The organism is Leptospira meyeri (assembly GCF_004368965.1).
Lineage (GTDB): Bacteria > Spirochaetota > Leptospiria > Leptospirales > Leptospiraceae > Leptospira_A > Leptospira_A meyeri.
This window is the reverse complement of the sequence record NZ_SORO01000001.1, coordinates 231,899-255,778: the sequence shown is the minus strand read 5'-3', so window position 1 is coordinate 255,778 and position 23,880 is coordinate 231,899. Positions and strand designations below refer to the sequence as shown.

Below are 23,880 nucleotides of genomic sequence, written 5' to 3'. Positions count from 1 at the left end.
TTATGTGGAAACAAAACTTCACAGCCTTACAAACCATTGTGCGAAGAGAATGGATTCGCATCATTCGGATCTGGGTTCAAACTCTCATCCCACCGGTCATAACTATGGCCTTATATTTTTTGATCTTTGGAGAACTGGTCGGTCGTCAAATTGGGAAAATTGGAGAATTCACCTACATTGAGTTCATCGTACCGGGACTCATTATGATGAGTGTCATTACCAATTCATACAACAATGTAGTATCTTCCTTTTTCTCAAGTAAGTTCCAACGAAACATTGAAGAGTTACTTGTATCACCAACCTCACCTTACACTATCGTCATCGGCTATACCTTTGGTGGTGTAGTGCGAGGAATTTTTGTGGGAGTTCTTGTCACTCTCACCTCTCTATTTTTTACAAACCTTCGGTTCCATAACCCTTTTGTGATTCTCTTTACTGTCCTTATGACATCAATTTTGTTTTCTCTGGGCGGATTTTTCAATGCTCTCTTTGCAAAAAAATTTGATGATGTCACCATCATCCCCACCTTTATTTTAACTCCACTCACGTATCTTGGTGGAGTTTTTTATTCGGTGAAAAACTTACCTGGATTTTGGCAAATTATTTCTTACTTCAATCCCATCCTTTATATGGTGAATCTGTTTCGTTATGGATTTATTGGTGTTACCGATGTGAATTTATATTTTTCTTTTGGATTCATCATTCTACTTTCAGGAATTCTTTTTATCATCAATGTGAGGTTAATGAAAATTGGTTATGGAATCAGAAACTAAACACTCAAGACTGAATCGTATGGAAACCATCCTTCAAAACAAATTCCAACCACAGTCTATCCAACTCCGAGATGTTTCTCTCGAACATGCGGGTCACCCAGGAATGACCAAAGACTCGAAAGAAACCCATTTTAGATTAAAAATGGTTTCCTCCAAATTTTCGGGAAAATCTACAATAGAAAACCACCGATTGGTCTACGCCGAACTCGGAGAAGAATTTAAGAAAGGGCTCCATGCGTTAGAAATGGATCTTTCTGCTCCTTAAGTGAGTCTAATCAGTATGACAAAACCTGTTCTCATCAGTTTTAAACTTTGTCCCTATGTCCAACGATCTGTGATCAACCTACTAGAAAAAAATGTAGATTATGATATCAAATACATTGATCTCGCAAACAAACCCGATTGGTTTTTAAAGATTTCTCCGTTTGGGAAAGTTCCCGTTTTACAAGTCGGGGATGATGTGATTTTTGAATCCGCAGTCATCAACGAATATTTAGACGAAACGAGTGCACCCGCACTTCATCCAAAAGACCCCATCCAAAAAGCAAAACATCGCTCCTGGACGGAATTTGCCAGTGCCCTACTTGTGGACCAATACGGATGGACGATGGCAAAGGAAAAATCTGACTCCGATAAAAAACGTGACGAGCTCCTTTCCAAATTTAAAATTTTAGAAGCGGCCCTTCCATCTCCTTCCGACAATACTCTTTTCTTTGCAGGATCCAAAATGCATTTGGTGGACACCGCCTTTGCCCCATTTTTTATGCGTCTACAATTTTTGGCCGATCACAAACCAGAACTCTACTTACTAAAAGATTTTCCTAAAATCCGAAAATGGAGTGAAACTCTACTTTCATTGCCATCGGTAAAGAATTCTGTTTTACCGGAAGTGCCTAAAGAATATCTTGAATTTATCAAAGCCCACCATTCCTGGATGGGAGGAATACTATAGGATGACAATCCCAGAAATCCAAAAGAAAATTGAAGATGGTCTACCCGGTTGCCGAGTGGAAATTCTAGATCCGTACCGGGATGGAGTCCATATTAAAGCAGTGGTTACCTTTTCTGGCTTTGCTGGCAAGGGGCTGATTGAACAACACCGGATGGTGTATGCCACTTTAAAAGATGAATTAAAAGAAGAAATCCATGCTTTGGCATTGGAAACTAGGAGCGAATAACCATGGAACAAGAGTTAAAGGATAAAATTGAATCCTTAATCAAATCAGAAAACGTGTTTCTATTTATGAAAGGAACACCGGAAATGCCACAATGTGGATTTTCAGCAGGAGTTGTCACAACTCTCAAACAACTCGGAATTCCTTTTGGTTCCTTCAATGTTCTATCTGACATGAAAATCAGAGAAGGAATCAAAGAATACACAAATTGGCCAACCATTCCACAGCTTTATATCAAAGGTGAATTTGTTGGTGGCCATGACATCACGGTACAAATGGCTCAGTCCGGTGAGCTCACTAAAAAAGCAGGTTAATTTCAGATGATTCGCCTCTACCAGTATGATACTTGCCCCTATTGCAGACGAGTGATCCAAACTACGGAATCTCTCGGTCTCATACCAGGCAAAGATATTGAATATGTTGAGGCATCGTATGGGACTCCCGGCCGAGCAGAAGTAGTTCGGCTTGGAGGACTATCTCAGGTTCCCTTCCTCGTAGATGGTGATGTTCAAATGTACGAATCTGCTGACATCATTGCGTATTTAAGATCTAAGTATTCTTAAATAGATTAGAAAAACCAAAGAAAATCATTTAAATCCTAATAAATCCAGGATTTTATCACCAACAAACCTTGGTTTACCGCTGAATGGGAATTCATGGATATACAAAACAGGGTTGAAATTGATTTCAAGAATAGCATAAGTTTTGGGATCTGGTTTTGATTCAATCTGTGAGGAAATGATATCAATCCCACAAATCACTGCCCCAGCCGCTTTGGCACAAGAAACAGCAATGGATTTAAAATCAGGATGTACTTTGTCTGTAACATCGAGGGAATCCCCTCCTGTAGAAATATTAGAATTTTTTCGAAGGAAAATTTGTTCCCCAAGACTCGGAACCGAATCAAAACCAAGGCCCTGATCTTTTAGGATTTGCGATTCGACTTCCGACATCTGGATTTTTTCCAGAGCAGTTTTATGCCCTTCCCCACGCCTAGGATCTTCATTCTTTTTTTGGATCAATTGATGAATCGTATTTTTTCCATCTCCTATGACATTTGCAGGAACGCGGTTACAAATAGCCACCACTTCATCACCTAACACCAAAAATCGATATTCCGGACCTTCAATAAACTCTTCAATGATGATGGAATTAGAAAGTTCCAAAGCAATTTTAACAAAGGAGGTAAATTTTTCTAAACTATCTCCGGGCACAGAGATTCCAATCCCTAGTCCAAAGTTGGTTGTGACAGGTTTGATGACTTTCTTTTTATCCAAAAAGAAAGTATAGTCTTCCAATGCAGATTCTAAATTTGAATAATTTCTACCGATTGGTACTCGGATTCCATTTTCCTCTAACACTAGTTTGGAGGCAATTTTATTCTCCATCACCAGATATGTCATCAAACTATCAAGTCTAGTTTTACTCGCCTCTTTGACAAACTCAGAATGATTGCCTTGAATGAGGCGAAGAAAATTTTCTTTACGGTCGACCATCTCAATTTTGATTCCTCGAGTTAGGGCATCCCGAATGATGATCTGTGTGGAAATTTCTAAATCTTCAAACCCTGGTGGTAATGGTTTTGTTTCTGCCACTTCAAACCCCGCTACAAAGTTTCAAGGGTTTGATTTGAATGGGTTTTTGATTTTTCTTTAAATGACTTCCCTCTAAGTTTTCGATCTTTTGTTGTTCATAAATGGACTGTATACTTAAATCTTCATAATACTTAATTACGTTTGGTGGTAGTGGGTATTGTAAAAGTTCTTCTTTATGCAATTTTGCAAGTGTAAGACCAAATTCTCGGAAACTAAGGTGATGAATTTCTAAATCAAACTCTGACATAGTGGACCCAAGCCCACTTGGATCGTTCCATTTCTCCCAGAAATTTTCCCATGCTTTGCTATAAGGGCCATTTGCATTATTTTCATCCAAAAGATCTGCAATCGGTTGGATTTCGACAAAGAGTTGGTAGGTTAAATCCCGTAGACTCATCTCTTCCCCAAGAAACTTAATTTTAGTTTCTTCCTTTCTGCCGAACCAAGTAGTGACTTCTTGGTTTTTTCTCCAATCGATCATCTCCACCAAATCTGCTTTAGGTGATTCATTTAGCATACAATAGAGAAGGACCATATGTAAAAAATAGAGCCTGTTTTCTTCAACACCTATGGCAGAAAAAGGATCCAAATCCAAAAGCCTGATTTCTAAGTATTCTACCCCACGTTCCACAAGAGCATCGACCACCCGTTCGTCACCCTTAGGCACTTGTTTTGGGCGGACAAGCGAGTAGTATTCATTTTCCAATTGTAAGATATGGTCATTCAATTGATTCGTTGGTTTTCCGTTAAACTGTTTGTATGGTGTGTAAGATTTAGAAACTACCTGACACATATCAGAAGCATACTCTTCCAAAGAATTTACCGAAATTGGATATTTGCCTTGCACTTTACTTGTATATCCAATGTTCGAGAGTCGAAGGGTTGTAGCAAAATCTGATTTTAAAGTTTTGGAATCTATTTTTTTGATTTGTTTGGATTCTTCTGTAAACGTAATATCCGTTAAACTAGAAGAACCAAATAAATACAATAAGGCTGGGGATATTCTGTAAAAATTTCGGATGGTATCAAAATAAATTTGAGATTTAGTCACTGGCGTTAAAGGTTTTTTGAAACGTTTTTCAGAGACCACCGACAACATACAAGTGTCGAAGGAAATATTGTAATGCACTCCTGAAATGGTTTGCATCTTCTTTCCATAACGGTGACCGAGCCCATTCCGATAGATGGTTTTTTTTCGACCTTCGATGGAAGTTCCATAGTTTCCTACATCAATTTTGTTTTCCGATGGCAAAACCGGTGGCATACTAAAGGGCCAAAGATATTCCGAATCCAATCGGCTAGCAGTAAAGGCATGTAACTCAGTGAGTTCTCGTAAAGCATCGGGAATGGATTTATGAACATTGGTGGCATATTCGATTTGTGCTTCAGCAAAATCGGTTTTAATGAGCGGATGGGTAAGACTTGATCCGAGTGATTTGGGATGAGGGTTCATGGAAAGTTGAGATTTTCCATCCACACGTACACTTTCTCTCTCTAATCCATGTTTGGCGCTAAGTAAACAGGCTCTGTATTCTTCTGATAATAAACTGCGGGTTGAATTTTTTTTGGTCGATGTTAATAACTTTCGTTTCATGGTTTAAAAACCTAAAGGGACTCCTTCCCCTTTGGGGTCTGACACGCCAATTAGACGGTCTCCCTCTCTCACAATGGCAAATACTTTTGCACGATGCCTAATATATTGGACTTGGTAAAATGGTAATTCCGTTTCATGAAAGGAGTCTTTTATTTCCGGATCTAGAAAAATACGATCAGGTTGGAATTGGTGGTGGATTCTCGGATAAGAAACACTTTCATACAATCCTTCTTTTTGGACCAGATACCGGTATAAAGTATTAAAGATGGAGGTTGGAATTTGGGAACCACCGGGAGCCCCAATCACCATTTTGGTTTTCCCAACCCCATCCAAAAGAATGGTTGGACTCATACTGGAAAGAGGAGTTTTCCCGGGTTCAATGGCATTTGCCTTGGAACCTACGAGTCCATAAAGATTGGGAACTCCAGGGGCAACAGCAAAATCGTCCATTGTATTGTTTAAAACAAGACCCGTTCCTGGCACCATCTGCACTGCCCCGAAAATTCCATTGATTGACTGGGTTGAGGAAACGGAATTTCCATCCTTATCCATAATGGATATATGAGTTGTATTATAAGATTCTGGTTTTTTATTTTCTTCTTTTGGTCCGGGCCAACTTCCTGAGACTACTTTTTTTTCAATCTCATTCACTTCCTCTTTCGCATACGCTGATGACAAAAGTTTGGATACTGGGACAGTTGTGTACAAGGGGTCTCCACCGAGTTCGGCTCTGTCCCGAAAAGCAACCCGCATTGATTCAATCAAACGAATCATCTCGCCTACATTTCCCGAAGGAAAGGACTTTCGTTTTTGCATTTCTGAATATAAATTCATCATCGTTACAAGATGAACGCCAGAGCTAGGTGGCGGCATGGTTATGATAGTATGTCCCCAGCTAGAACTAACCAAAGGATCAGTCACCTTCACTTGGTAGTTTTTGAAATCATCGATTGAGAGGAAGTTTTCATATTCAGAATAATAGTTTGCAATGAGTTGAATGGTTTCCCCTTCCATAAACTCTTTTTCTGCATTTTCCACAATACGTTCCAAAGTTTTTGCCAAATCTTCTTGAATGAGAAGTTCACCTTCCCTAATGGCCCGGTTATCGATCCCAAAAACTTTTTTCATAGCAGGGTTCATTTCTGGCCACGTTTTAGAAATGACATTTGCCAAATCAGCATACACAGAAAAACCATTTCTCGTATAACGAATCGCAGGTGCCAAGACAACACTTAAAGGTAATTTTCCATGTTGTTTTTGAATTTGTAAAATTCCTTGTACGGTTCCAGGAACCCCTGCACTGTAGGCCCCTTTTAAAGTTTTACCGGGAACCACTGAGCCATCTGGATTTAGGTAAAAAGCAGAAGTTCCTTTTTTCGGAGAACGTTCCCGAAAGTCATAAGCCCATTTTCCTTTTTCGGGCAAATGAATGACCGCAAATCCTCCTCCAAGTAAGCCGGTGGAATGAGGACGAAGGACTGAGATCGCAAAACTAGAAGCTGCAAAAACATCCACAACATTTCCCCCTTGCTTCCAAACCTCCATTCCCGCTTGAGAGGCCAGAGGGTGATCGGAAGAAATGATGATTTCCTTTCCTGAAAATTCATAACGACTTCGTTTATCGGCTGCTCCTTCAATCTGGGGGATGTGAACAGTCACCTCTTCCTTTCCAGGAAAAGAACCATTTAAGAAAGGGAACGTCTCACAACTGTTAAATAAAAATAAAACTAGGAATAGAAACTGCGTTCGATAAAAAAAACTCAATCGAAGATCCCCATTTGCATTTTGGCTTCTTCACTCGCCATAGAACGAGGTTCCCACTTTGGATTCCAAACGACATGAACAACCGCTTCGTTAATCCCATCGACTCGGAGGGCATGGTTTTCAATGTCTTGTTTCATCTGTGGGCCGGCAGGACAAGCAAGCGAAGTGTAGGTCATAGTGATTTCCGCTTTTTCACCTTCTACCTTGATATCATAAATCAAACCCAGTTCAATGAGAGAAATTCCAATTTCTGGGTCTTCCACCATACGAACACTATGGAATACTTCCCATTCTTTTTCCGTTTCTGGATCTCGAATCATAAATTACCCTCACTGAATTTTACTAAGGTCTGCCAAGGAAGAAGACCGCAACGATAACGACCAGGATGGTTACGAAGGACTTTCCAAAAAGATATCTCTTCTTCGTCCCCAATCAAACAAGAATCATCGCCTTCCAAAAATTTTTTCCGATCTAATAGATGAGACTGGAATTGGTTCGGGTCTAGCCCGTCTTTCTTTCGAAAAAGAAGACCTGCCGCACCTGAGCAGATCGAACAAGACTCACCACCAAGTCCCAAAATCTGAAAACCATGGTCTTCTTTTTCATGGTAATAAATAAAAATTTCATCACCGCAAAGAGGATTCAATCCTTTCAGTGTTTTGTATGGAACCGAAGGTTTTTCCCATAACCCAAAGGATTTCCATCTTAGAAAATCTTCAAATTTACTTTCTTGCGACACGACCAAAGATTGATTTTACTTTTTCAATCGAATGTATAAGGGCATCGATGTCTTCTTTTGTATTGTATAAATAAAAAGAAGCACGACAAGTCCCAGGAATGGACAATTGTTTCATAAGGGGTTGGCAACAATGGTGACCCACACGAATGGCAACACCCTCTTCATCTAAAATGGATCCAACATCATGCGGATGGATTCCTTCCATAGTGAAGGATACAACTCCTCCCCTTTTATCTAAATCTTCTGTTCCATAAATACGAAGACCACCAATACGATTGAGGCGTTCCAAAGCATATTCGGTTAACATCCGTTCGTGATCTTTGATATTCTTCATTCCTACTTTTTGTAAATAATCCAGAGCATGGCTAAATCCAATCACACCAGCGATGTTAGGAGTACCAGCTTCTAATTTGGCAGGAAGTGCCGCATAAGTAGAAACTTCGAGTTCCACAGACTCAATCATGTCCCCACCACCAAGCCAAGGAGGCATGGCTTCCAAAATTTCCTCTTTGCCGAATAGAACACCCACTCCCGTTGGCCCAAGCATCTTATGTGCGGAAAATGCATAAAAGTCGACATCCATATCCACCAAATGAATGGGCATATGGCAGGCAGCCTGTGCCCCATCGACCAAAACTTTTGCACCCACTTGTCTTACACGATTGATAATCCTTGTTAGGTCATGAATCGTACCTGTTACATTGGACATTTGGCTGATAGCAACAAGTTTAGTCCTTTTGGTGATGATTTCATTTAAGTTGGACAAATCGTAAGTGGTATCTTCCTGGATGGGAATGAATTTTAAAAATGCCTTTTTCTCTAAGGCTAACATTTGCCAAGGAACCAGATTGGAATGGTGTTCCTGGACGGATAAAACGATCTCATCACCTTCACTGATATTGGTTCGGCCCCAAGTTTGTGCCACTAAGTTGATGGCATCTGTTGTTCCCCGAGTGAAGATGATTGCTTTTGCACACTGTGCTTGAAAAAAATGAGAGGTTTTGATCCTTGTACGTTCAAAGAGTTCTGTTGCATGTTGGGATAAATAATATACCCCCCTGTGGATATTGGCATTGTCATTTGTATAATAATGACTTGTTGCATCAATCACCGACTGCGGCTTTTGCGAAGAGGCACCGTTGTCTAAGTAAACAAGAGGTTTACCATTTGGCAATGTGCGAGATAAAATAGGAAAGTCCTTTCTGATTTGGTAAGGATCTAAACTCATACCGCCTCCAAGTCTACTTCCAAGTCTGTCCCATTCACTCGAACAGGAAACATCAGAAGCGGTTCTGTTGCAGGAAGTGCTAAAACCTTTCCCGTTCGGACATCAAACTTTGCAAAATGCCTAGGGCAAGTAATGACACAACCTTCTAATTTTCCACAAGAGATTTCCTCTCCATCATGCGTACAAGAATCTTCAAACGCAAAGAAGTCCCCTTCAACTTTCGTCACGACAACATTAAAATGACGTGTTTTGACAACCACCAAACTGCCTTCGCCAACTTCGGAAACAGAGACTAATTTTTTAAAGGCCATCATTTGCCTCCTACAAGAATCTCTTTGATCTCAGATTCTAATGACAACTTTACTTCTTCCGAAAAACCAATGGAATGAATGGTTTCACCATAAAAGGCGGTGACGAGCAAAGACTTAGATTCTTCCGGTGTAAGTCCACGGGACAAAAGATAAAAATACTGTTCTTCGTCTATGTCACCCACAGTAGCCCCGTGTGTACAAGAAACATCTTCCGCAAGAACTTCCAATTTAGGATTGGCCTCCGCTCTTGCTTTTTTATTTAATGATAGGTTAAACGATTCTTGGTGGGCAGTCACCTTCTTTAAGTTTGGTGGAATGATTAAATTTCCAGTAAATATATGGTGGGATTTATCAGTCACAATGGCTTTATAACTGATTTTGCTAGTGGTATGGTCAGCATGATGGAACATTTCCATATCTAAATCTTTTAAGTTTCGACCACCAAGAGCAGACACACCATCCACAGTTACCTCTGCACCTTTACCCAGTAAGTGAGCATGCAAAAACAATTTAGAACGAAATCCTCCCATCGGATAATAATGGTATTTTACATGGGAATCATTTCTGCCAAGAATACAAACATTACGAAACCTGTATAAATCCGGATCGCTCGACTCACGGTCCAAAATTTCCAAATAAGAAGAATCTTCTGCAATATAAAAATCCAAAGCCGAAGTCAGATGTAGGTTTTCCGAATCATGATGGTTTTTGATATGGATTTGTGTTTTGGTTGTTTTGCCTTTTCTGAGATAAAAAATCCGCACAGAATGTTTGGGTTGATCACCTTCTTCTTCAAAATCAAAATCAGATTCTCCTTCTTCAAGAAGAATGACCTCGTATTTAGGTGCCACAACCAAACAAAGAAAGGCAAAATAATCTTTTGGTGTGTATTTTAAAATATCTGAAAAAATGGAATCAATGATTTCTTCGGATAATGCCTGTTCCGCTGTATTTTCTTCAGATTCAGAAGAATCTGTGGAAATTTCCTTTGGATCAAATTGTAATTCATTCCAATCGACTGAACCAATAGGGAATTTTCTCCATTTTTCCTCGGAATCTTTCGGAAGTTCTAATTGGTTCCAAATTTCCAGTAAGGAAGTATGAAATTTTTGATTTTGTTCTTTTGTTAAAACCAATCGATTTTTTATGAGCGAGGAATTCATTTGACCCCTTCTCTCTCCAAAATCCAATCGTAACCAACTTCCTCTAGTTTTAAGGAAAGATCTTTGCCACCTGTTTCCAAAATTCGTCCATCAGCAAACACATGTACAAAATCAGGAACAATATAATTCAACATCCTTTGGTAGTGAGTGATGAGTAAAATCGAACGTTCTGGATTTCTGTTCGAATTGATTCCTTCCGAAACTATTCGCAATGCATCAATGTCCAAACCAGAATCAGTTTCATCCAAAATGGATAAAACTGGTTTTAACAAACTCATTTGTAATATTTCAGCTCGTTTTTTTTCTCCCCCAGAAAAACCATCATTCACATAACGACCGATAAATGACTGTGGGACTTCTAAAAGATCCATTGATTGTTTTAACTCTTGTTTGAATTCTTTCACGGGAACTTCTTTGCCCCGGTGTGCTTTGAGAATGGACTTTAAAAAATTTCCAATGGTAACACCAGGAAGCGAAGTTGGGTACTGGAAGGACAAAAATAGTCCAAGCCTTGCCCTCTCATCTGTTGTTTTGTTTAAAATGGATTCTCCCCGAAAGAGAATGTCCCCCGATGTGATCGTATATTTTGGATGGCCAAGAATGACATTGGAAAGGGTACTCTTTCCTGACCCATTGGGTCCCATAATGGCATGAACCTCTCCGGGTCCGATGGTGAGATTGACTCCCCGGAGGATCGTTTTGTCCCCTACACTAGCGTGCAGAGATTTAATTTCGAGAATAGCGGACAAGGTGGTATCCTGTTTTGTATGTATTTAGAATGATTCTATAATTTAGACGAATCCCTTCTACCAGGAAAAAGCACCACTCAAAAAAAACAAGATTCTATTCCGACCAACCCACCTGCGCAATCAGGATCTTTCCATCCATGAGAGAAAAGGTAAAAATCACGTATTGGTTTTGGTTTGTGATATCGTACAAAGGGTAAGTGACCCCCCATTTTTTACGGAACCGCTCCGACTCTTCTTTGTGTTTTAAAAAGTATGGTTTCCAAGCGTAATTGTTTCCAATTTGTCTGGATCTTTCCAAATACCCACCGTTCAATCGATCCAAATCGTAGGTTGGAGTGATTTGATAACCTTCTCCATCACAAACAAAGACTTTTAGGATCTCTCTTGGCAATGAACCTAGGATTTGGCCAAACCGGTATGAGAATTCATCTTCTTTGACATCAGAAAGTTCATAAAACAAATCTTGGAGTTGGTCGATGATCCTTTGTTCCCGAACTCCTTTTTCCCTTAGTTCTTTCGAGCGAACGCTGGAAAAGTTTTCGAGTACTGTTTTCATTTTATCAGAGAAAGTATTGCGGTTGAGAAAGTGAGGATTGGGGGTGGAAAAGTAAAAACCCTGCAATAGATTGGCCCCCATCGAAAGTGCAAGATTCACCTCTTCTTCGGTTTCTATTCCTTCAAAAAGAAGCTGGCTTCCCAATTTTTGTGACATTTCTGAAATAGCGCCAAGGACCTGTTTGAATGAATTTTTATTCAGACTCTCTCGCATAATGCGGATGTCGACTTTCATAATGTCAGGGTGTAAGTATCCAATTCGTTCCAAATTGGAAAATCCTGTTCCCAAATCATCAATCGCAATTTTTAAACCATAATCTCGGAAAATTTGGACAATTTGGATGAGGCGATCGATCGAACCGTCAAACTCATCCTCGGTGATTTCGATCACCACTTGGTTGCGATCAATTCCGTATTTTTCAATCAGTTGGATGATATGGAAGTTTTCGGCAAAAAGATCAGTATGATGGACTCTAGAAAGAAAATTTGGCATCATATTGAAAAAGAGTTTGGTCCGAAGGGAACTCTCTTTTAAAGTCTGCACTGCCTTTTCCCTAAGGATGCGGTCAATATTATACACAGGAACCGGATCCTGGTCCCGATTGTGGAAAAGCCCACCTAAAGAGTGGTAGGTGTTTTCCTCAGGATTGAACTGGCGACCCAGCACTTCATACGCAGAAATGGAGCGATTGATCGCATTGACGATGGGTTGGAAATGAGGGACAAAGTATGTCTCGTTCCAAAACTGGTTTCCTTCCGTTGATTCCGTTGTGAACATGGTTCCCTTTCGTCCAGGCTAGAACTAAGTTCAAAACTGACAAGTCAAAATCCCTAAATTTGAGACAACTTTAAGTAAAAATGACGCAAAGTTGCCCAAAATATGTCAATTTGACTTAGATTGAATACCCATCTGGGACTGCAGTATGACGAGGTACCACGATGATTCCTTCTCGAATTCGTATGTATTCATCTTCATATTCTTGGAGATTTTGTTCGTTTAACAGACGCACGTTGGCTCCAATGGCGCAGTCTTTGTCGACAATTGTCCGGCGTATTTCACAGTTAGGTCCAATCCCAATGGGGATCTTCCCTGACTTCCGATCAAAGTATCCGTAATGGTCAAGACCCATAATGATTGAGTCATAAATCTTGGTTCCCGAGGCAATGAGTTGGCGAACTCCAATGATGGAACGATGCACCTCACATTGGTTCAAAATGGTTCCTTCTGAAATGAGAGCTTGGTTGACCACTGCCTGAATGATTTTAGAAGGAGGGAGTGCTCTAGCCCTCGTATAAATCGGAGTTTTTTCAAGATATAAATTGAACTTAGGTATATGATCGGTTAACATCAAGTTGGCTTCGTAAAAAGCTTTGATTGTTCCGATGTCTTCCCAATAACCGTCGTAAGTATATGCCTTTACTTTTCTTTCGCGGATGGCCTTTGGTAAAATCTCCTTTCCAAAGTCGGCCATATTCCGGTCTTCTAACACATCAATCAGAGTTGATGTGTTAAAAATATAAATTCCCATATTGGCAAGGAAGTTACCATGTTTTGTACGACAGGATTCTACCTGAGTTACATCTTGGGGTTTTTCGATGAATTCCTGAATGAACCCACCCACTCCCGATTTTACAATTCCTAATCCATAAATTTGGTCTTCAGGGATTGCGTTGGTAGCCACAGAAATTTCTGTTTCTGGATCCATCAAATGGCTTTGCATAAAATCTGATAAGTCCATATTATAAAGTTGGTCACCGGAAAGAATGAGGACGTATTTCGGTTTTTGTTCTCTGATATAGGGAAGGACTTTTCTTACAGCATCCGCTGTTCCTTCAAACCAATTGGCACTGGAAACAGTTTGTTCTGCGGCAATGATTTCTACAAAACTCTTTTGATGGATATTGTTTGTTGCATAGGTACGATTGATATGTCGATTGAGGGAATAGGAATTAAATTGGGTAAGGATAAATATCTTTTCAAAACCACTGTTAAGTGAATTAGAAATCGGAATGTCGATGAGGCGGTATTTTCCACCAAAACTGACAGCAGGTTTGGATCTTTTTTCTGTTAGAGGTAATAAACGAGTTCCTTTTCCCCCACCTAAGATGATGGTCAATACTTCATCTTTTTTAAGAATGAAGTCTACACAATCAATAGAGTCTTCTTGAAATCGCATACCTTCCCTTGTAATTCCATTGGACGAAAAAGCAAGAAAAGGTTAAAAAGATTTCTATTTTTTTAAAAGAGCCTCTAAAATTTGTTTTCCATCCATCTTTCCCGTATATGGATTTACGGCTCTTTCTGGATGGGGCATCATTCCTAGAACGTTTCCAGCTTCATTACAAATCCCTGCGATATCATGTAAAGAACCGTTCGGATTTTCTTTATAACGAAAGACCACCTGTCCATTTTTTTCTAATCGTTCTAAAGTATCTGCATCGGCAAAGTAAGCACCTTCCCCGTGAGCAATGGGAATAGAAAGTGTCCCTTTGATTTCTTTTGCGATCTGATTTTCTGAAACGGGAACGAGGTCCACATCCTTACAAATGTACTTTAAAGTTCTATTATGAAGTAAAGCTCCTGGAAGGAGTCCGGATTCAGTGAGGATTTGGAATCCATTACAAACTCCTAATACCTTTCCCCCTTGGTTTGCGTATTTCACAACCGATTCCATAGCATTCGAAAACTTCGCCATAGCCCCGCATCGTAAATAATCTCCAAAAGAGAACCCACCGGGAAGTACGACTAAGTCCGGTTTATCAGAAAACAATTCTTTGTACCAAGTGTATTCTACACGAGCACCGAATTCCGATTCCAGAACTGATCCCACATCTTTATCACAATTGGAACCAGGAAAGGTAACCACCCGAACCTTCATACTTTCTCCACAACCAACCGGTATGTTTCAATGACTTGGTTTACTAAAACTGATTCACAAATTTCTTTAGCGAGTGTTTCTGCCTCAGCCTGTGACTTGGCATCGATTTTCATTTCGATGTATTTTCCAACTCTTAAGTCAGAGATGGAACTTTTCCCTTGGTCGTGAAGGGTGCGGAGAACGGTTTGGCCTTGGGGGTCAAGGACCGATTCTTTGAGGGTAACATTTATTTTTGCGACAAACATAGAGTGATTTTATCTTCCAATTCCAAGTATTTTTTACGTAGTTCTAGGATCAAGGATTCGGGCAAAGCGGGTGCAGGAGGATTTTTGTCCCAATCGGTGGTTTCAAGCCAATTTCGTAGGATTTGTTTATCAAAACTTGCCGGGGTTTTGCCTAGAGCATAGGTTGAGGCATCCCAATACCGTGAGGAATCCGGTGTTAGGATTTCATCAATTAAAATGGGATTCCCATCAATCAGGCCAAATTCAAATTTTGTATCACAAAGAAGAATCCCTTGGTTTGCCATTTGTTTATGAGCAGCATGATAAAGATGAAGAGAAAGGGTTTTTAGTTTTGAAAATAGTTCCTGACCCACCTCTTTTTCCATGGTAGATTCACTTACATTTTCATCATGACCAGAATCGTTTTTCCTAGCCGGAGTAAAAATAGGAGATTCAAACCGGTGCGATTCCAAAAGACCTTGGGGATACCGAACATGGGCAATGGTTCCTTCTGTTTTGTATTCCTTCCAAGCAGAACCTGTCAAATACCCACGAACTACACATTCAAAATCAATTCGTTTTGCTTTTTTGACAAGGACGGAGCGATCTCTCAAAGACTCCTCATTTTGAAAGGGAGGGGGAAACTTAGAAACTTCGTCAGTAATCAAATGATTTGGAATTTCTGGGAACTGACGAAACCAAGCAGTCGAAATTCTTGTGAGAATTTTTCCTTTGTCAGGAACAGGTTCTTCGAAAACAACATCAAATGCAGAAATTCGATCTGTTGCGACAAGAAGAAGTGAATCTCCTAAATCATACACATCTCTTACTTTTCCCTTATAACTAGGAGTCGGAATCATAACTGTATACACACCATTGCCATATCATCACTCGGAGTGGAAGCACCACAAAATTCTAATATTTTAGTTTGGACCGACTGCAAAATATCGGTACCCGACAAGACTGACTTATGAAAAATTTCCTTCATTCCTTCTTCTGTAATGTATTCAGACTTTGGGTTCATTGCTTCACTTGCCCCATCGGTATACATAAAAAACATAGATCCTGTTTTTAATTGTACGGATTGTACTTCATCATTGGCAGCAAAATTAATCCCCATAATCATGGGACTCATTCCTTTCAAAAAACTAGTTTCACCATCCATATAAACAATAGGAGCAGGATGGCCTCCGTTGATATAAGAAAGTTTTAGATCCTGATCAAGAATCGCATAACAAAAAGTAATTGCATAATCTTCCGGCAAAACTAATTCCATATTTTTTCTTAGATGTGCCACTCGTTCTCTAAGATCCATTGTGGAGACTAAGTTAAATAATTGCATTTTGAACATGGCACCAATGAGGGCCGCACTCGGTCCATGCCCAGAACAATCAGCAATGACAATATGCAGTTTTTTTTCTTCGATCCATGAATCAACAAAGTCTCCACCAATTTGTAAGTAAGGATGGAATAAAGTTTGAGCTTTGATTCCGTTCCAGATAAAACTTTTTTCCGGGATCAATTGGTCTTGGACTCGTCTTGCCGTTTGTAATTCTTTTTCGTATTTACTTTTTTGCCTGTATAACTCGTCCTGTAAGTCCTTCAAACGAATCACAGAATGAATTTTTGCTACAAGTTCCCTTTTGTTAAAAGGTTTATTAATAAAATCATCACCACCATTTTTCATGGCTTCTTGAAACCCAACTTCTCTTTCTATCGATGTGATAAAAAGGATTGGAAGGAGTTTGAACTGATCCATCGTTCGAAGTTCTCGACAAAAGGAAAATCCATCTTGGACTGGCATATTCACATCTAATAAGAGTGTATCGATCGCCGTGTTTAATAATACCAAACGTGCCTCTTCTGCAGAAAAGGCAGTGTATGTTTTAAATCCCTCTTGTTGCAAAAGGTATTTCAAAAGTTCCACGTTTTCTGGAACATCATCTACAATGAGTATGGTATGAGTGGACTCTTCTTTTGGCATATTTTAATCCAGTTCCGATTTCAGCTTGGATCTAATATCTTGGATTTTTTCACTACGGTTGGAAACAAGAAAAAGGAAAAGAAAGAGAAAGTGGAAGGCAATTACCCCAAGCCACATACTTTGTTTCATGTCAGAATCCATCCCTCCCTTTCCCAGAACACTACCGGGATGGTTTCCTGGATTTTCAATCCACCGAATGGCTCCCCAAGTAAGGACAGCACTGACGGCACAAAGGACGGAAAGATAAGCCGAAAGAATGGCTTTTTTCGATTTAGCAGGAACTAAATACCGAAAAATAAAATAACTTACCAAAGAAATACAAAGAATAAAGAAAGATTGCAACCTAGCATCCGTTTTGTCCCAAGGAACACCCCATGCACTATAGGCCCAAATGGGGCCAGAAAACAAAACTCCAACCGCAAATAAAAAGGAAAGTTGATTTGCGGTAAAAGCAAGCCTATCCCAAAGCAAATTTCTGGTAAAAAGAAAAACTAATGAAAAAACAAAGGAAAGGATGGGGCCATATAACGCGACCCAGGCGACCGGTACGTGTAAATAAAATATCCTGTGACTTAATCCTTGTTCCAAAATGACATTAGGATACACTAACGAAAAGATAACGGCAAAGACAAGTGTGGTGCACACAACGAGATAAAAACCGATGTCGAAACCAGGGTGGAATATCCGAATCTTACGTTCCATTTTATTCCAAATTTTCAAAGATAGAAAGAAATTCTAGGAGAAAACAAGGTCTCAGTGCTCATTCCTTAGAATCTCAATCATCACTGAACCTAGGGTTGCGTAAAAAATCATAAAAAACAAGAGAAGGCCCACGGAAGGTAGGTAAAACCCTGGTTCCAACCAATACCGATGTTCCGCTTCTAACCCAAAAAGAAAAAGGGGAATGGAAAATGGCAGTTGTAATAAGGGGATGATAATTTCTTTCAAACGACTTTCAAAAGCAATAAGCCCAAGAGAAACTCCAAGAAAAACGAGAGACCCACTGCCAAGGTTTGCAAAAAGCCATTCTCCAAAATACCGATCCATACTCATATTTTGAAAAAAAACAGAAAGAACAAGAACAAGAGCTCCGTTCACAAGGATGGTACAAAACCAAATTGCAAACGACTTGGCCAAATAAAGGGAAATGGGACTCACAAATGAGAGACTTGCCTCCCAACCCATTGATTCTCGTTCTTCCCAAAGACTTTGGCTAACAATCACAAAGTTAAGAATAAAAATAATGGCCCATTTGATCCCTCTTACACTTCTTTCTGATAACATCTCATTGACTTCGATCGAAGTATAAAAAATAAAAACCACTGAAACACTCAAAGTAAAAAGGGAAAGTATCCCACCAAGAGACCGACCAATCAGATAAAATTCTTTTTTAAGTAAGGTGAGTAACAAAAGCTCCCCCCTTCTCAATTTGTAATTGGGATGTACATTTTAATTCGCCGGGAATTGAATGGAGGACTGCCAAAATTAATTTTGATTTGGATTCTTCATTGAGAAGATCACTGAGAATTTTTGAGGAATCAGCATCTAACCCGGTATAAGGTTCATCAAACAAAATTACCTCTGCTGAAGAAAGTAATACACGAAGGATGGCAGCCTTTTGTTTCATTCCACGCGAAAAGGTGTGAATGGGATCCCAAATCCGTTTCTGTAACCGGAAGGATTCTAGAAGATGGTTCTTCTTTGTTTGATCCAAAGGACGTCCATCTAACTGAGCAAAATATTCCAGATTCTCTTCTAAACTTAAGGAGGAGTAAAAACCCAACTCATGACCAAGATAACTCATTTTTTTTTTGCCTTGGTTCCAAGTCCACTTGGGAGATAACTGTGAATGGTGGTAAATTTCTTTGAGAAGTGTGGACTTCCCAGCTCCATTTTCGCCGAGCACTGCCACAAGGCCCGTCTCAAAAAAAGAAAGATAAATCTCTTTCAGTAAGACCTTTTCGCCGACAGTTATAGTAAGCGCTTTTGTTTCCAAAAGGGTTTGGTTCATTCTACACCATGTTCTTCCGTAGCTTTAGTCTCGCACTTCTGTTTTTATTCCCCACCTTCATTTGGGGACAAAAAATAATTGGAAACGTGGAATACCCAGAAATCCTCTGGGGCAAAGATCAGGAATTTGATACTTCTGATTTCCCCAATGGATCTTTTATTTATCACAAAGACGACTTTATCCTCGCCAGAGGAAAACTGTTCCAAGGCGAACCCCCCAAATCCAATGGAAGTTTTACCTACGAATCAGAAACCATCACCAATTCAGGAAAATGGAATAATGATACTCTTGAAATTTTATTTTCTGGGAAACCAAATGTTCGTCTAGAAGTGATCAAACGTTTAGAAGCTGGCATACGTTTTGATCCCCAATTTTTTCCCTTCCGGTACAACTTAGGACGTTTGTATTCACTTGAAATGAAATATGAAAAAGCTCTCGTTGAATTTGAATATGCCAAAGCAGAAATGCCAAATTATTTTAAAACTTATCTCCACATCGCCATCCTTTCAGAAATCACGCGCCAAGTATATTATGCGATCATGAATTACAAACTTGCGGTAGAAAAAAACCCCTATGATACCGAAGCATTAATTCGACTGGCTGACCATTATTTGGCGACAGGTTTAAAAAACAGAGCCCTCCTCTATTTGAACAAAGCTTTGAAGATCGAGGAAGAAAGTCCTAATGTGAAATTAGGATTTGCAAGACTAGAAATGGAAAAAGGAAACTTTCATATCGCTTATAAAATTTTTAATCGTACTACTCTCACCACCGCGGAAGGAAAACCAAAGCCTTACGATAAAAAATTTCATTATTATTTTGCAGAAACAGCTTCCAAAGTCACCGATTATGAAACCGCTGAAGAAGAATATACAAAGATGCTCACGTTTACAAATGATCCTTTTTTTGCCACAGTCTCATCCAAAGTGATCGCAAGAAGACGTGACATTGCGAAAAAATTCGCCGAAGCAAAACGAACTCAATTGGATGATTCAGAAGAAGAAACGGCTCCCCCCAATGAATGATTCCTTGCTTCTTTTAAAGTTTGTAACAACTTAGATTTTGGGTTCGAAAGGATTGCATTCGTTGGGCCAAATTCTACAATTTCACCACCATCCAAAACAAAAATTTGATCACACATATATGATAAAAATCCTAAATCATGAGAAACAATAAACATACCCAAATTTTCAGTTTGGTTGATTTGTTTTAGTTCTTCTGCAATTTTTTTTTGGACTAGAACATCAAGAGCGGTGACTGGTTCATCCAAAAGTAAATATTCTGGAGATGTAAGTAAGGCTCTTAAGATTGCAAATCGCTGTAATTGACCTCCACTTAACTCTTGCTTTGTTCTATTCAATAATTCCTTTGGCAAATCAAATCGGTTACAAAATGTTTCAATTCGAACCCATTCATTTTTTTTTGTCTCCTCCGATAAAAAAAATCCTTTTTTGATTCGAATTGGCTCGAGTAACAGTTCTCTCATCGTACCTATATGGGAAAAACTTCCATGTGGATCTTGGAAAACTGGCTGGAGTTTTGGATTTTGCCTTTGCGGTAATTTCTCTTCTTTCCAAAAAAGCGATCCACTCCACTCGTATCCAGCAGCTTTGTCTAGGAGTCCCAATGCCAACCGAAACAAAGTCGATTTTCCAGATCCAGATTTTCCGATCAGGCCGGTAATCAGTTTTGGATTTGCTACTAAATTGATATTCTGTAAAAGTGTGCGACCACCAACACGCACCGAAATATTTTTAAGCGTAAACATAAGATTCAGTCCATAAAATCATTGCGTTTCTTATTTTTAACATAAAGTTGAAAGAGAAGGAGAATGGAGAATTGGAACAAATTAAGATCACAGAAGTAGGTCCAAGAGATGGACTGCAAAACGAAAAAACCATTCTTTCCACTCAGGATAAATTTGAATTCGTATCACGTCTAGTAGAAAGCGGATTCAAACATATAGAACTCACTTCCTTCGTCCGCAAAGATCGAATCCCACAGATGGGAGATGCATTAGAACTCTCAAAACTCATCCTTCCCAAATACCAAACCCAAGTGCAGTTTTCTTCTCTCACCCCCAACGCCAAAGGGTATGAAGGTGCAAAGGAAGCAGGTTTTTCCGAGGTGGCAGTTTTTACAGCAACCTCGGAAACCTTTACCAAAAAAAATATCAACATGACAATCCAAGAGAGTTTGGATTTTTTTAAACCCATTTTTTCCCAGGCAAAATCCGATGGAATCAAAGTCAGAGGATACATCTCTACTGTCATCGCATGCCCTTATGAAGGGAAAATAAAACCCGAAAAAACTTTAGAGGTCGCTGAACGACTGCTTGATGCCGGAGTGTATGAAATTTCACTCGGGGAAACTATTGGAGTTGCGGTTCCTTCGGAAGTAGAATCTCTTTTGGAAGTACTTTTAAAAAAAATCCCCAAGAATCTACTAGCTGGTCATTTCCATGACACCTTTGGAATGGCCATTGCAAACACCAAACAAGCACTCTTAATGGGACTTCGTAGTTTTGATAGTTCTGCAGGTGGCCTTGGCGGTTGCCCTTATGCCAAAGGAGCTGCGGGTAATGTTGCCACCGAGGACTTAGTTTATTTTTTACATAGGGAAGGGTATGATACAGGAATCCAATTGGATTCTCTGGTTTCAGCAAGTCGGTTTATGGAAGAAAAAATCGGAAGAACACTGACTTCAAGAACTTACATTGCCATGAAGAATGCAGATTGATTTATACCTACTCCACAATAAGTTAGAAGATCTAAGAAAGAAATACCAAAATCTAAGTTATTTAGAAACAGATCCTATTTGTTTTCCGAAACAGTATGAAGACCCACTTGATATAGAAGTGGTTTCTTTGATTTCCTGTTTGTATGCCTATGGAAACGTAAAAAGTATCCAAGGTTTTCTAAAACCAATCTTTATTAACCTAGGAAACTCTCCCTACCAAACCTTCTTAGATCAGGATTCAAAGTTTCAAACCTTTCTCTCTGACTTAAAGGTTTATCGATTCCAAACAAAAAAAGACAACCAAATCTTCTTTCAAACTTTAGCAAGGGTAGTCGCAGAGAAGGAAAGAACATCCCCTCTCTTAGAATCAATTTTTCTAGATACAAACGAAGTATTTGAGGAAACAAAGTCCATCCCAAGGTTCCAAAGTTTTTGGGAGGAGGAACTGAAAAAAACAACGGGAAAAAAAAATCTTTCTTATGGGTTACAATTTCTCATCGGAAAACCCGAAGCCAAATCTCCCAAAAAACGTTTATCCCTTTTTTTACGTTGGATGGTAAGGAATTCCTATCCTGATTTTGGTATTTACAAAAGGATACAACCAAACCAGATCCCATTCCCCTTGGATGTTCATATCCAAAAATTAATTCAAATTTTAGGAATTACAAACCGGAAAAGTTTTGGAGTTAAAGAAGCATATCTGATTAAAGAATTCTTTAAAAAGTTAAATCCCGCTGATCCTTTGTTATACGACTTTTATCTCACCAGAGTGGGAATTATTGAGAAATGCACTGCGAAATATAAGGAAGATATTTGTGAAGTTTGTTATTTAAAGGATGTTTGTTTGGTATTTGGTAGTGCCACGGGGAATTGAACCCCGATTGCAAGGATGAAAACCTTGTGTCCTAACCATTAGACGATGGCACCGTTTTCAGAACGTGTTTAAGAATTATTAAAACTCTCTTTTTGAGTCGTCGGGGATTCGAACCCCGGACCCATTCCTTAAAAGGGAATTGCTCTACCAGCTGAGCTAACGACTCGTTCTGTAGCCAAGAATATCGAACCACCTTTCTCGGTCAACAACTACTTGAAAAAAAGATTGAGAGCTCCCGTTTTTTTTAGTCCATAATGATCGTGTGCTCACGATCAGGTCCCGTCGATACAATTCCAATTTTTGTATTCACTAGGTCCTGTAAGGACTTAATGTAAGACTGGCAAAGTGTTGGTAACTTTGAGAATGTATTGATCCCAGAGATGTCATCCTTCCATCCTTTGAACTCAGCAAACAACGGTTTGACGTCTTCCAATCCTTGCGATGGGAAAAAATCCAATTTTTTACCTTTGTATTCATAACCAATAACGACTGGAATCGTTTCGTAATGACTTAATACGTCAATTTTAGTCAATACAAGTGAATTGATCCCGTTCACAGTTACAGCATGTTTGATCATTTGTACATCAAACCAACCACATCTTCTCGGCCTTCCCGTAGTGGAACCATATTCTCCACCTAACTTTCGTAGCACGTCACCTGCTTCGCCTAAAATCTCTGATGGAAACGGCCCCTCCCCGACTCTGGTTGCATAGGCTTTGGTAATCCCAATCACATCCTGTAAATATCGAAAACTCACTCCTGAACCGGCAAGTGCTCCACCAGTAGTTGGATTGGAGCTAGTCACATAAGGATAGGTACCAAAATCAATATCAAGTCCAGTTCCTTGTGCCCCTTCGAGAAGAACTCGTTTGCCTTTTTGTAATTCTGAATTGAGGTAGTACACTGTGTTCACAATGTTTTTGCCCATTTTGTCAGCAAAATCCAAAAGGAAATCATACATTTCTGTGATATTGACCGGTTCCAAGTCATAGTATTTAACCAATTCTTGGTTTTTTACTTCCAGAATATGAGTCAGTTTTCGTTTGAGAAGGTCCTTATCCAAAAGGTCTCCAGCACGAACACCGTTGCGAAGCATCTTGTCCGCATAACACATTCCGATCCCTTTTTTTGTGGTCCCAATCTTTCTTTCAGGCGAAGAGCCTGCTTCTCTGGCCTCATCGATCAATCGATGGTATGGCAGAAGAATATGACATGAATCACTGATAAGAACTTTTTCTTTTACTTTAAATCCATGCGATTCTAAATCAGCACATTCCTTTAAAAAGTATTCTGGATCAAGAACCACTCCGTTTCCAATCACACAAGTGGTATTGTCATAAATAATTCCAGATGGAACCAAATGGAAAATGTATTTTTTCCCACCAACCACAACCGTATGACCGGCATTCGCGCCACCTTGGTACCGAACAATGATATCTGTATCTTTGGAAAGATAATCGATTACCTTTGCCTTTCCTTCATCACCCCATTGTGCTCCGACAACTAAATTTGCAGGCATAATT

General features: G+C 39.5%; 29 protein-coding genes and 2 tRNA genes. 9 read left to right on the top strand and 22 right to left on the bottom strand.

Features of this window, described 5'->3' with window-relative positions:
* Positions 1-2 precede the first annotated feature (2 nt).
* Genes CLV96_RS01285 through CLV96_RS01260 form a run of 6 tightly spaced genes read left to right on the top strand, consistent with a single transcriptional unit; the run spans position 3 to position 2,511 of the window.
* Positions 3-773 (top strand): ABC transporter permease, encoded by a 771-nt coding sequence (locus tag CLV96_RS01285; protein ID WP_004783855.1) that lies wholly within the window; start codon positions 3-5, stop codon positions 771-773.
* Positions 757-1,038, top strand: coding sequence for a BolA family protein (locus CLV96_RS01280; RefSeq protein ID WP_040916953.1), 282 nt, complete (start codon positions 757-759; stop codon positions 1,036-1,038). The genes CLV96_RS01285 and CLV96_RS01280 overlap by 17 nt, the downstream gene beginning before the upstream one ends.
* Positions 1,039-1,053: 15 nt before the next feature.
* Complete coding sequence (locus tag CLV96_RS01275; protein WP_004783725.1) at positions 1,054-1,725, top strand: glutathione S-transferase family protein; 672 nt, start codon at positions 1,054-1,056, stop codon at positions 1,723-1,725.
* A gap of 1 nt (position 1,726) precedes the next feature.
* Complete coding sequence (locus CLV96_RS01270; protein WP_004783881.1) at positions 1,727-1,951, top strand: BolA/IbaG family iron-sulfur metabolism protein; 225 nt, start codon at positions 1,727-1,729, stop codon at positions 1,949-1,951.
* A 2-nt stretch (positions 1,952-1,953) separates the two neighbouring features.
* On the top strand, positions 1,954-2,262 hold the full coding sequence (gene grxD, locus CLV96_RS01265) for a Grx4 family monothiol glutaredoxin (RefSeq protein ID WP_004783781.1): 309 nt from the start codon (positions 1,954-1,956) through the stop codon (positions 2,260-2,262).
* A 6-nt stretch (positions 2,263-2,268) separates the two neighbouring features.
* Positions 2,269-2,511: a glutathione S-transferase N-terminal domain-containing protein gene (locus CLV96_RS01260; protein ID WP_004783875.1), complete on the top strand. Its 243-nt coding sequence runs from the start codon at positions 2,269-2,271 to the stop codon at positions 2,509-2,511.
* 24 nt (positions 2,512-2,535) lie between these two features.
* Here CLV96_RS01260 and gshAB read toward each other — a convergent pair whose 3' ends face one another.
* From gshAB to CLV96_RS01170, 18 genes are all read right to left on the bottom strand, one after another.
* A complete protein-coding gene (gene gshAB, locus CLV96_RS01255; RefSeq protein ID WP_004784009.1) occupies positions 2,536-3,543 on the bottom strand; it encodes a bifunctional glutamate--cysteine ligase GshA/glutathione synthetase GshB in 1,008 nt (335 codons plus the stop codon).
* A gap of 1 nt (position 3,544) precedes the next feature.
* Positions 3,545-5,137 (bottom strand): glutamate--cysteine ligase, encoded by a 1,593-nt coding sequence (gene gshA / locus CLV96_RS01250; protein ID WP_004783604.1) that lies wholly within the window; start codon positions 5,135-5,137, stop codon positions 3,545-3,547.
* Positions 5,138-5,140: 3 nt separating this feature from the next.
* Entirely contained in the window at positions 5,141-6,901 is a 1,761-nt protein-coding gene (ggt, locus tag CLV96_RS01245) for a gamma-glutamyltransferase (RefSeq protein ID WP_004783687.1), read from the bottom strand.
* Complete coding sequence (locus tag CLV96_RS01240; RefSeq protein ID WP_004783529.1) at positions 6,898-7,221, bottom strand: metal-sulfur cluster assembly factor; 324 nt, start codon at positions 7,219-7,221, stop codon at positions 6,898-6,900. The genes ggt and CLV96_RS01240 overlap by 4 nt, the downstream gene beginning before the upstream one ends.
* Positions 7,218-7,640, bottom strand: coding sequence for an iron-sulfur cluster assembly scaffold protein (locus CLV96_RS01235; protein WP_004783977.1), 423 nt, complete (start codon positions 7,638-7,640; stop codon positions 7,218-7,220). Before CLV96_RS01235 ends, CLV96_RS01240 begins: the two co-directional genes overlap by 4 nt.
* Positions 7,624-8,868 carry a cysteine desulfurase gene (locus CLV96_RS01230; RefSeq protein WP_004783771.1) on the bottom strand — a complete coding sequence of 415 codons (1,245 nt, stop codon included), beginning with the start codon at positions 8,866-8,868 and terminating at the stop codon, positions 7,624-7,626. The genes CLV96_RS01235 and CLV96_RS01230 overlap by 17 nt, the downstream gene beginning before the upstream one ends.
* Complete coding sequence (locus tag CLV96_RS01225) at positions 8,865-9,179, bottom strand: Rieske (2Fe-2S) protein (protein ID WP_004784015.1); 315 nt, start codon at positions 9,177-9,179, stop codon at positions 8,865-8,867. The genes CLV96_RS01230 and CLV96_RS01225 overlap by 4 nt, the downstream gene beginning before the upstream one ends.
* Entirely contained in the window at positions 9,179-10,342 is a 1,164-nt protein-coding gene (locus CLV96_RS01220; RefSeq protein ID WP_004783800.1) for a SufD family Fe-S cluster assembly protein, read from the bottom strand. Before CLV96_RS01220 ends, CLV96_RS01225 begins: the two co-directional genes overlap by 1 nt.
* Positions 10,339-11,091: a Fe-S cluster assembly ATPase SufC gene (sufC, locus tag CLV96_RS01215; protein WP_004783640.1), complete on the bottom strand. Its 753-nt coding sequence runs from the start codon at positions 11,089-11,091 to the stop codon at positions 10,339-10,341. Before sufC ends, CLV96_RS01220 begins: the two co-directional genes overlap by 4 nt.
* Before the next feature lie 94 nt (positions 11,092-11,185).
* The gene (locus CLV96_RS01210) at positions 11,186-12,424 is read right to left on the bottom strand and encodes an EAL domain-containing protein (protein WP_100720553.1); all 1,239 of its coding nucleotides are present in this window, start codon (positions 12,422-12,424) and stop codon (positions 11,186-11,188) included.
* A 115-nt stretch (positions 12,425-12,539) separates the two neighbouring features.
* Positions 12,540-13,823 carry a sugar phosphate nucleotidyltransferase gene (locus tag CLV96_RS01205; protein ID WP_020777677.1) on the bottom strand — a complete coding sequence of 428 codons (1,284 nt, stop codon included), beginning with the start codon at positions 13,821-13,823 and terminating at the stop codon, positions 12,540-12,542.
* Positions 13,824-13,877: 54 nt separating this feature from the next.
* Positions 13,878-14,525 (bottom strand): phosphoribosylformylglycinamidine synthase subunit PurQ, encoded by a 648-nt coding sequence (purQ, locus tag CLV96_RS01200; protein ID WP_004783589.1) that lies wholly within the window; start codon positions 14,523-14,525, stop codon positions 13,878-13,880.
* On the bottom strand, positions 14,522-14,770 hold the full coding sequence (purS, locus tag CLV96_RS01195; RefSeq protein ID WP_004783768.1) for a phosphoribosylformylglycinamidine synthase subunit PurS: 249 nt from the start codon (positions 14,768-14,770) through the stop codon (positions 14,522-14,524). The genes purQ and purS overlap by 4 nt, the downstream gene beginning before the upstream one ends.
* On the bottom strand, positions 14,752-15,609 hold the full coding sequence (locus tag CLV96_RS01190) for a phosphoribosylaminoimidazolesuccinocarboxamide synthase (protein ID WP_004783899.1): 858 nt from the start codon (positions 15,607-15,609) through the stop codon (positions 14,752-14,754). The genes purS and CLV96_RS01190 overlap by 19 nt, the downstream gene beginning before the upstream one ends.
* On the bottom strand, positions 15,606-16,733 hold the full coding sequence (locus CLV96_RS01185) for a PP2C family protein-serine/threonine phosphatase (RefSeq protein ID WP_004783932.1): 1,128 nt from the start codon (positions 16,731-16,733) through the stop codon (positions 15,606-15,608). The genes CLV96_RS01190 and CLV96_RS01185 overlap by 4 nt, the downstream gene beginning before the upstream one ends.
* Before the next feature lie 3 nt (positions 16,734-16,736).
* Positions 16,737-17,435, bottom strand: coding sequence for a cytochrome c biogenesis protein CcsA (gene ccsA, locus CLV96_RS01180; RefSeq protein WP_004783879.1), 699 nt, complete (start codon positions 17,433-17,435; stop codon positions 16,737-16,739).
* A gap of 51 nt (positions 17,436-17,486) precedes the next feature.
* Positions 17,487-18,143: a heme exporter protein CcmB gene (locus CLV96_RS01175; protein WP_020777596.1), complete on the bottom strand. Its 657-nt coding sequence runs from the start codon at positions 18,141-18,143 to the stop codon at positions 17,487-17,489.
* The gene (locus CLV96_RS01170; RefSeq protein ID WP_004783972.1) at positions 18,124-18,744 is read right to left on the bottom strand and encodes an ABC transporter ATP-binding protein; all 621 of its coding nucleotides are present in this window, start codon (positions 18,742-18,744) and stop codon (positions 18,124-18,126) included. The genes CLV96_RS01175 and CLV96_RS01170 overlap by 20 nt, the downstream gene beginning before the upstream one ends.
* A gap of 8 nt (positions 18,745-18,752) precedes the next feature.
* On the opposite strand from CLV96_RS01170, the gene CLV96_RS01165 reads away from it, so the two are divergent.
* Positions 18,753-19,769: a tetratricopeptide repeat protein gene (locus CLV96_RS01165; protein ID WP_004783770.1), complete on the top strand. Its 1,017-nt coding sequence runs from the start codon at positions 18,753-18,755 to the stop codon at positions 19,767-19,769.
* Here the strand turns inward: CLV96_RS01165 and CLV96_RS01160 are convergent.
* The gene (locus CLV96_RS01160) at positions 19,724-20,512 is read right to left on the bottom strand and encodes an ABC transporter ATP-binding protein (protein WP_004783843.1); all 789 of its coding nucleotides are present in this window, start codon (positions 20,510-20,512) and stop codon (positions 19,724-19,726) included. The genes CLV96_RS01165 and CLV96_RS01160 overlap by 46 nt on opposite strands.
* Positions 20,513-20,583: 71 nt before the next feature.
* Here CLV96_RS01160 and CLV96_RS01155 point away from each other — a divergent pair, with 71 nt between their 5' ends.
* Positions 20,584-21,483, top strand: a complete 900-nt coding sequence (locus CLV96_RS01155) for a hydroxymethylglutaryl-CoA lyase (RefSeq protein ID WP_004783614.1) — start codon at positions 20,584-20,586, stop codon at positions 21,481-21,483.
* On the top strand, positions 21,473-22,357 hold the full coding sequence (locus CLV96_RS01150; protein ID WP_243836377.1) for a TIGR02757 family protein: 885 nt from the start codon (positions 21,473-21,475) through the stop codon (positions 22,355-22,357). The genes CLV96_RS01155 and CLV96_RS01150 overlap by 11 nt, the downstream gene beginning before the upstream one ends.
* Here CLV96_RS01150 and CLV96_RS01145 read toward each other — a convergent pair.
* The 3 genes from CLV96_RS01145 to CLV96_RS01135 all read right to left on the bottom strand — a co-directional run bounded on the left by CLV96_RS01145 (position 22,336) and on the right by CLV96_RS01135 (position 23,876).
* Positions 22,336-22,410: transfer RNA gene (locus tag CLV96_RS01145), tRNA-Glu, on the bottom strand. The two genes, CLV96_RS01150 and CLV96_RS01145, sit on opposite strands and share 22 nt — an antisense overlap.
* Positions 22,411-22,450: 40 nt before the next feature.
* A tRNA-Lys gene (locus CLV96_RS01140) sits at positions 22,451-22,523 on the bottom strand.
* Between the two features lie 78 nt (positions 22,524-22,601).
* The gene (locus tag CLV96_RS01135; protein ID WP_004783637.1) at positions 22,602-23,876 is read right to left on the bottom strand and encodes an adenylosuccinate synthase; all 1,275 of its coding nucleotides are present in this window, start codon (positions 23,874-23,876) and stop codon (positions 22,602-22,604) included.
* Between the last annotated feature and the right edge of the window lie 4 nt (positions 23,877-23,880).

Excerpts from the sequence above, each read along its gene's own strand:
- CLV96_RS01185 (WP_004783932.1), bottom strand. The coding sequence starts at position 16,733 with ATGCCAAAAGAAGAGTCCACTCATACCATACTCATTGTAGATGATGTT.
- gshA (WP_004783604.1), bottom strand. The coding sequence starts at position 5,137 with ATGAAACGAAAGTTATTAACATCGACCAAAAAAAATTCAACCCGCAGT.
- CLV96_RS01170 (WP_004783972.1), bottom strand. The coding sequence starts at position 18,744 with ATGAACCAAACCCTTTTGGAAACAAAAGCGCTTACTATAACTGTCGGC.
- CLV96_RS01275 (WP_004783725.1), top strand. The coding sequence starts at position 1,054 with ATGACAAAACCTGTTCTCATCAGTTTTAAACTTTGTCCCTATGTCCAA.
- CLV96_RS01270 (WP_004783881.1), top strand. The coding sequence starts at position 1,727 with ATGACAATCCCAGAAATCCAAAAGAAAATTGAAGATGGTCTACCCGGT.
- CLV96_RS01280 (WP_040916953.1), top strand. The coding sequence starts at position 757 with ATGGAATCAGAAACTAAACACTCAAGACTGAATCGTATGGAAACCATC.
- CLV96_RS01225 (WP_004784015.1), bottom strand. The coding sequence starts at position 9,179 with ATGGCCTTTAAAAAATTAGTCTCTGTTTCCGAAGTTGGCGAAGGCAGT.
- CLV96_RS01165 (WP_004783770.1), top strand. The coding sequence starts at position 18,753 with ATGTTCTTCCGTAGCTTTAGTCTCGCACTTCTGTTTTTATTCCCCACC.
- CLV96_RS01205 (WP_020777677.1), bottom strand. The coding sequence starts at position 13,823 with ATGCGATTTCAAGAAGACTCTATTGATTGTGTAGACTTCATTCTTAAA.
- CLV96_RS01135 (WP_004783637.1), bottom strand. The coding sequence starts at position 23,876 with ATGCCTGCAAATTTAGTTGTCGGAGCACAATGGGGTGATGAAGGAAAG.
- purQ (WP_004783589.1), bottom strand. The coding sequence starts at position 14,525 with ATGAAGGTTCGGGTGGTTACCTTTCCTGGTTCCAATTGTGATAAAGAT.
- ccsA (WP_004783879.1), bottom strand. The coding sequence starts at position 17,435 with ATGGAACGTAAGATTCGGATATTCCACCCTGGTTTCGACATCGGTTTT.
- CLV96_RS01220 (WP_004783800.1), bottom strand. The coding sequence starts at position 10,342 with ATGAATTCCTCGCTCATAAAAAATCGATTGGTTTTAACAAAAGAACAA.
- CLV96_RS01210 (WP_100720553.1), bottom strand. The coding sequence starts at position 12,424 with ATGTTCACAACGGAATCAACGGAAGGAAACCAGTTTTGGAACGAGACA.
- CLV96_RS01150 (WP_243836377.1), top strand. The coding sequence starts at position 21,473 with ATGCAGATTGATTTATACCTACTCCACAATAAGTTAGAAGATCTAAGA.
- CLV96_RS01285 (WP_004783855.1), top strand. The coding sequence starts at position 3 with ATGTGGAAACAAAACTTCACAGCCTTACAAACCATTGTGCGAAGAGAA.
- CLV96_RS01240 (WP_004783529.1), bottom strand. The coding sequence starts at position 7,221 with ATGATTCGAGATCCAGAAACGGAAAAAGAATGGGAAGTATTCCATAGT.
- grxD (WP_004783781.1), top strand. The coding sequence starts at position 1,954 with ATGGAACAAGAGTTAAAGGATAAAATTGAATCCTTAATCAAATCAGAA.
- CLV96_RS01230 (WP_004783771.1), bottom strand. The coding sequence starts at position 8,868 with ATGAGTTTAGATCCTTACCAAATCAGAAAGGACTTTCCTATTTTATCT.
- CLV96_RS01190 (WP_004783899.1), bottom strand. The coding sequence starts at position 15,609 with ATGATTCCGACTCCTAGTTATAAGGGAAAAGTAAGAGATGTGTATGAT.
- CLV96_RS01260 (WP_004783875.1), top strand. The coding sequence starts at position 2,269 with ATGATTCGCCTCTACCAGTATGATACTTGCCCCTATTGCAGACGAGTG.
- purS (WP_004783768.1), bottom strand. The coding sequence starts at position 14,770 with ATGTTTGTCGCAAAAATAAATGTTACCCTCAAAGAATCGGTCCTTGAC.
- CLV96_RS01160 (WP_004783843.1), bottom strand. The coding sequence starts at position 20,512 with ATGTTTACGCTTAAAAATATTTCGGTGCGTGTTGGTGGTCGCACACTT.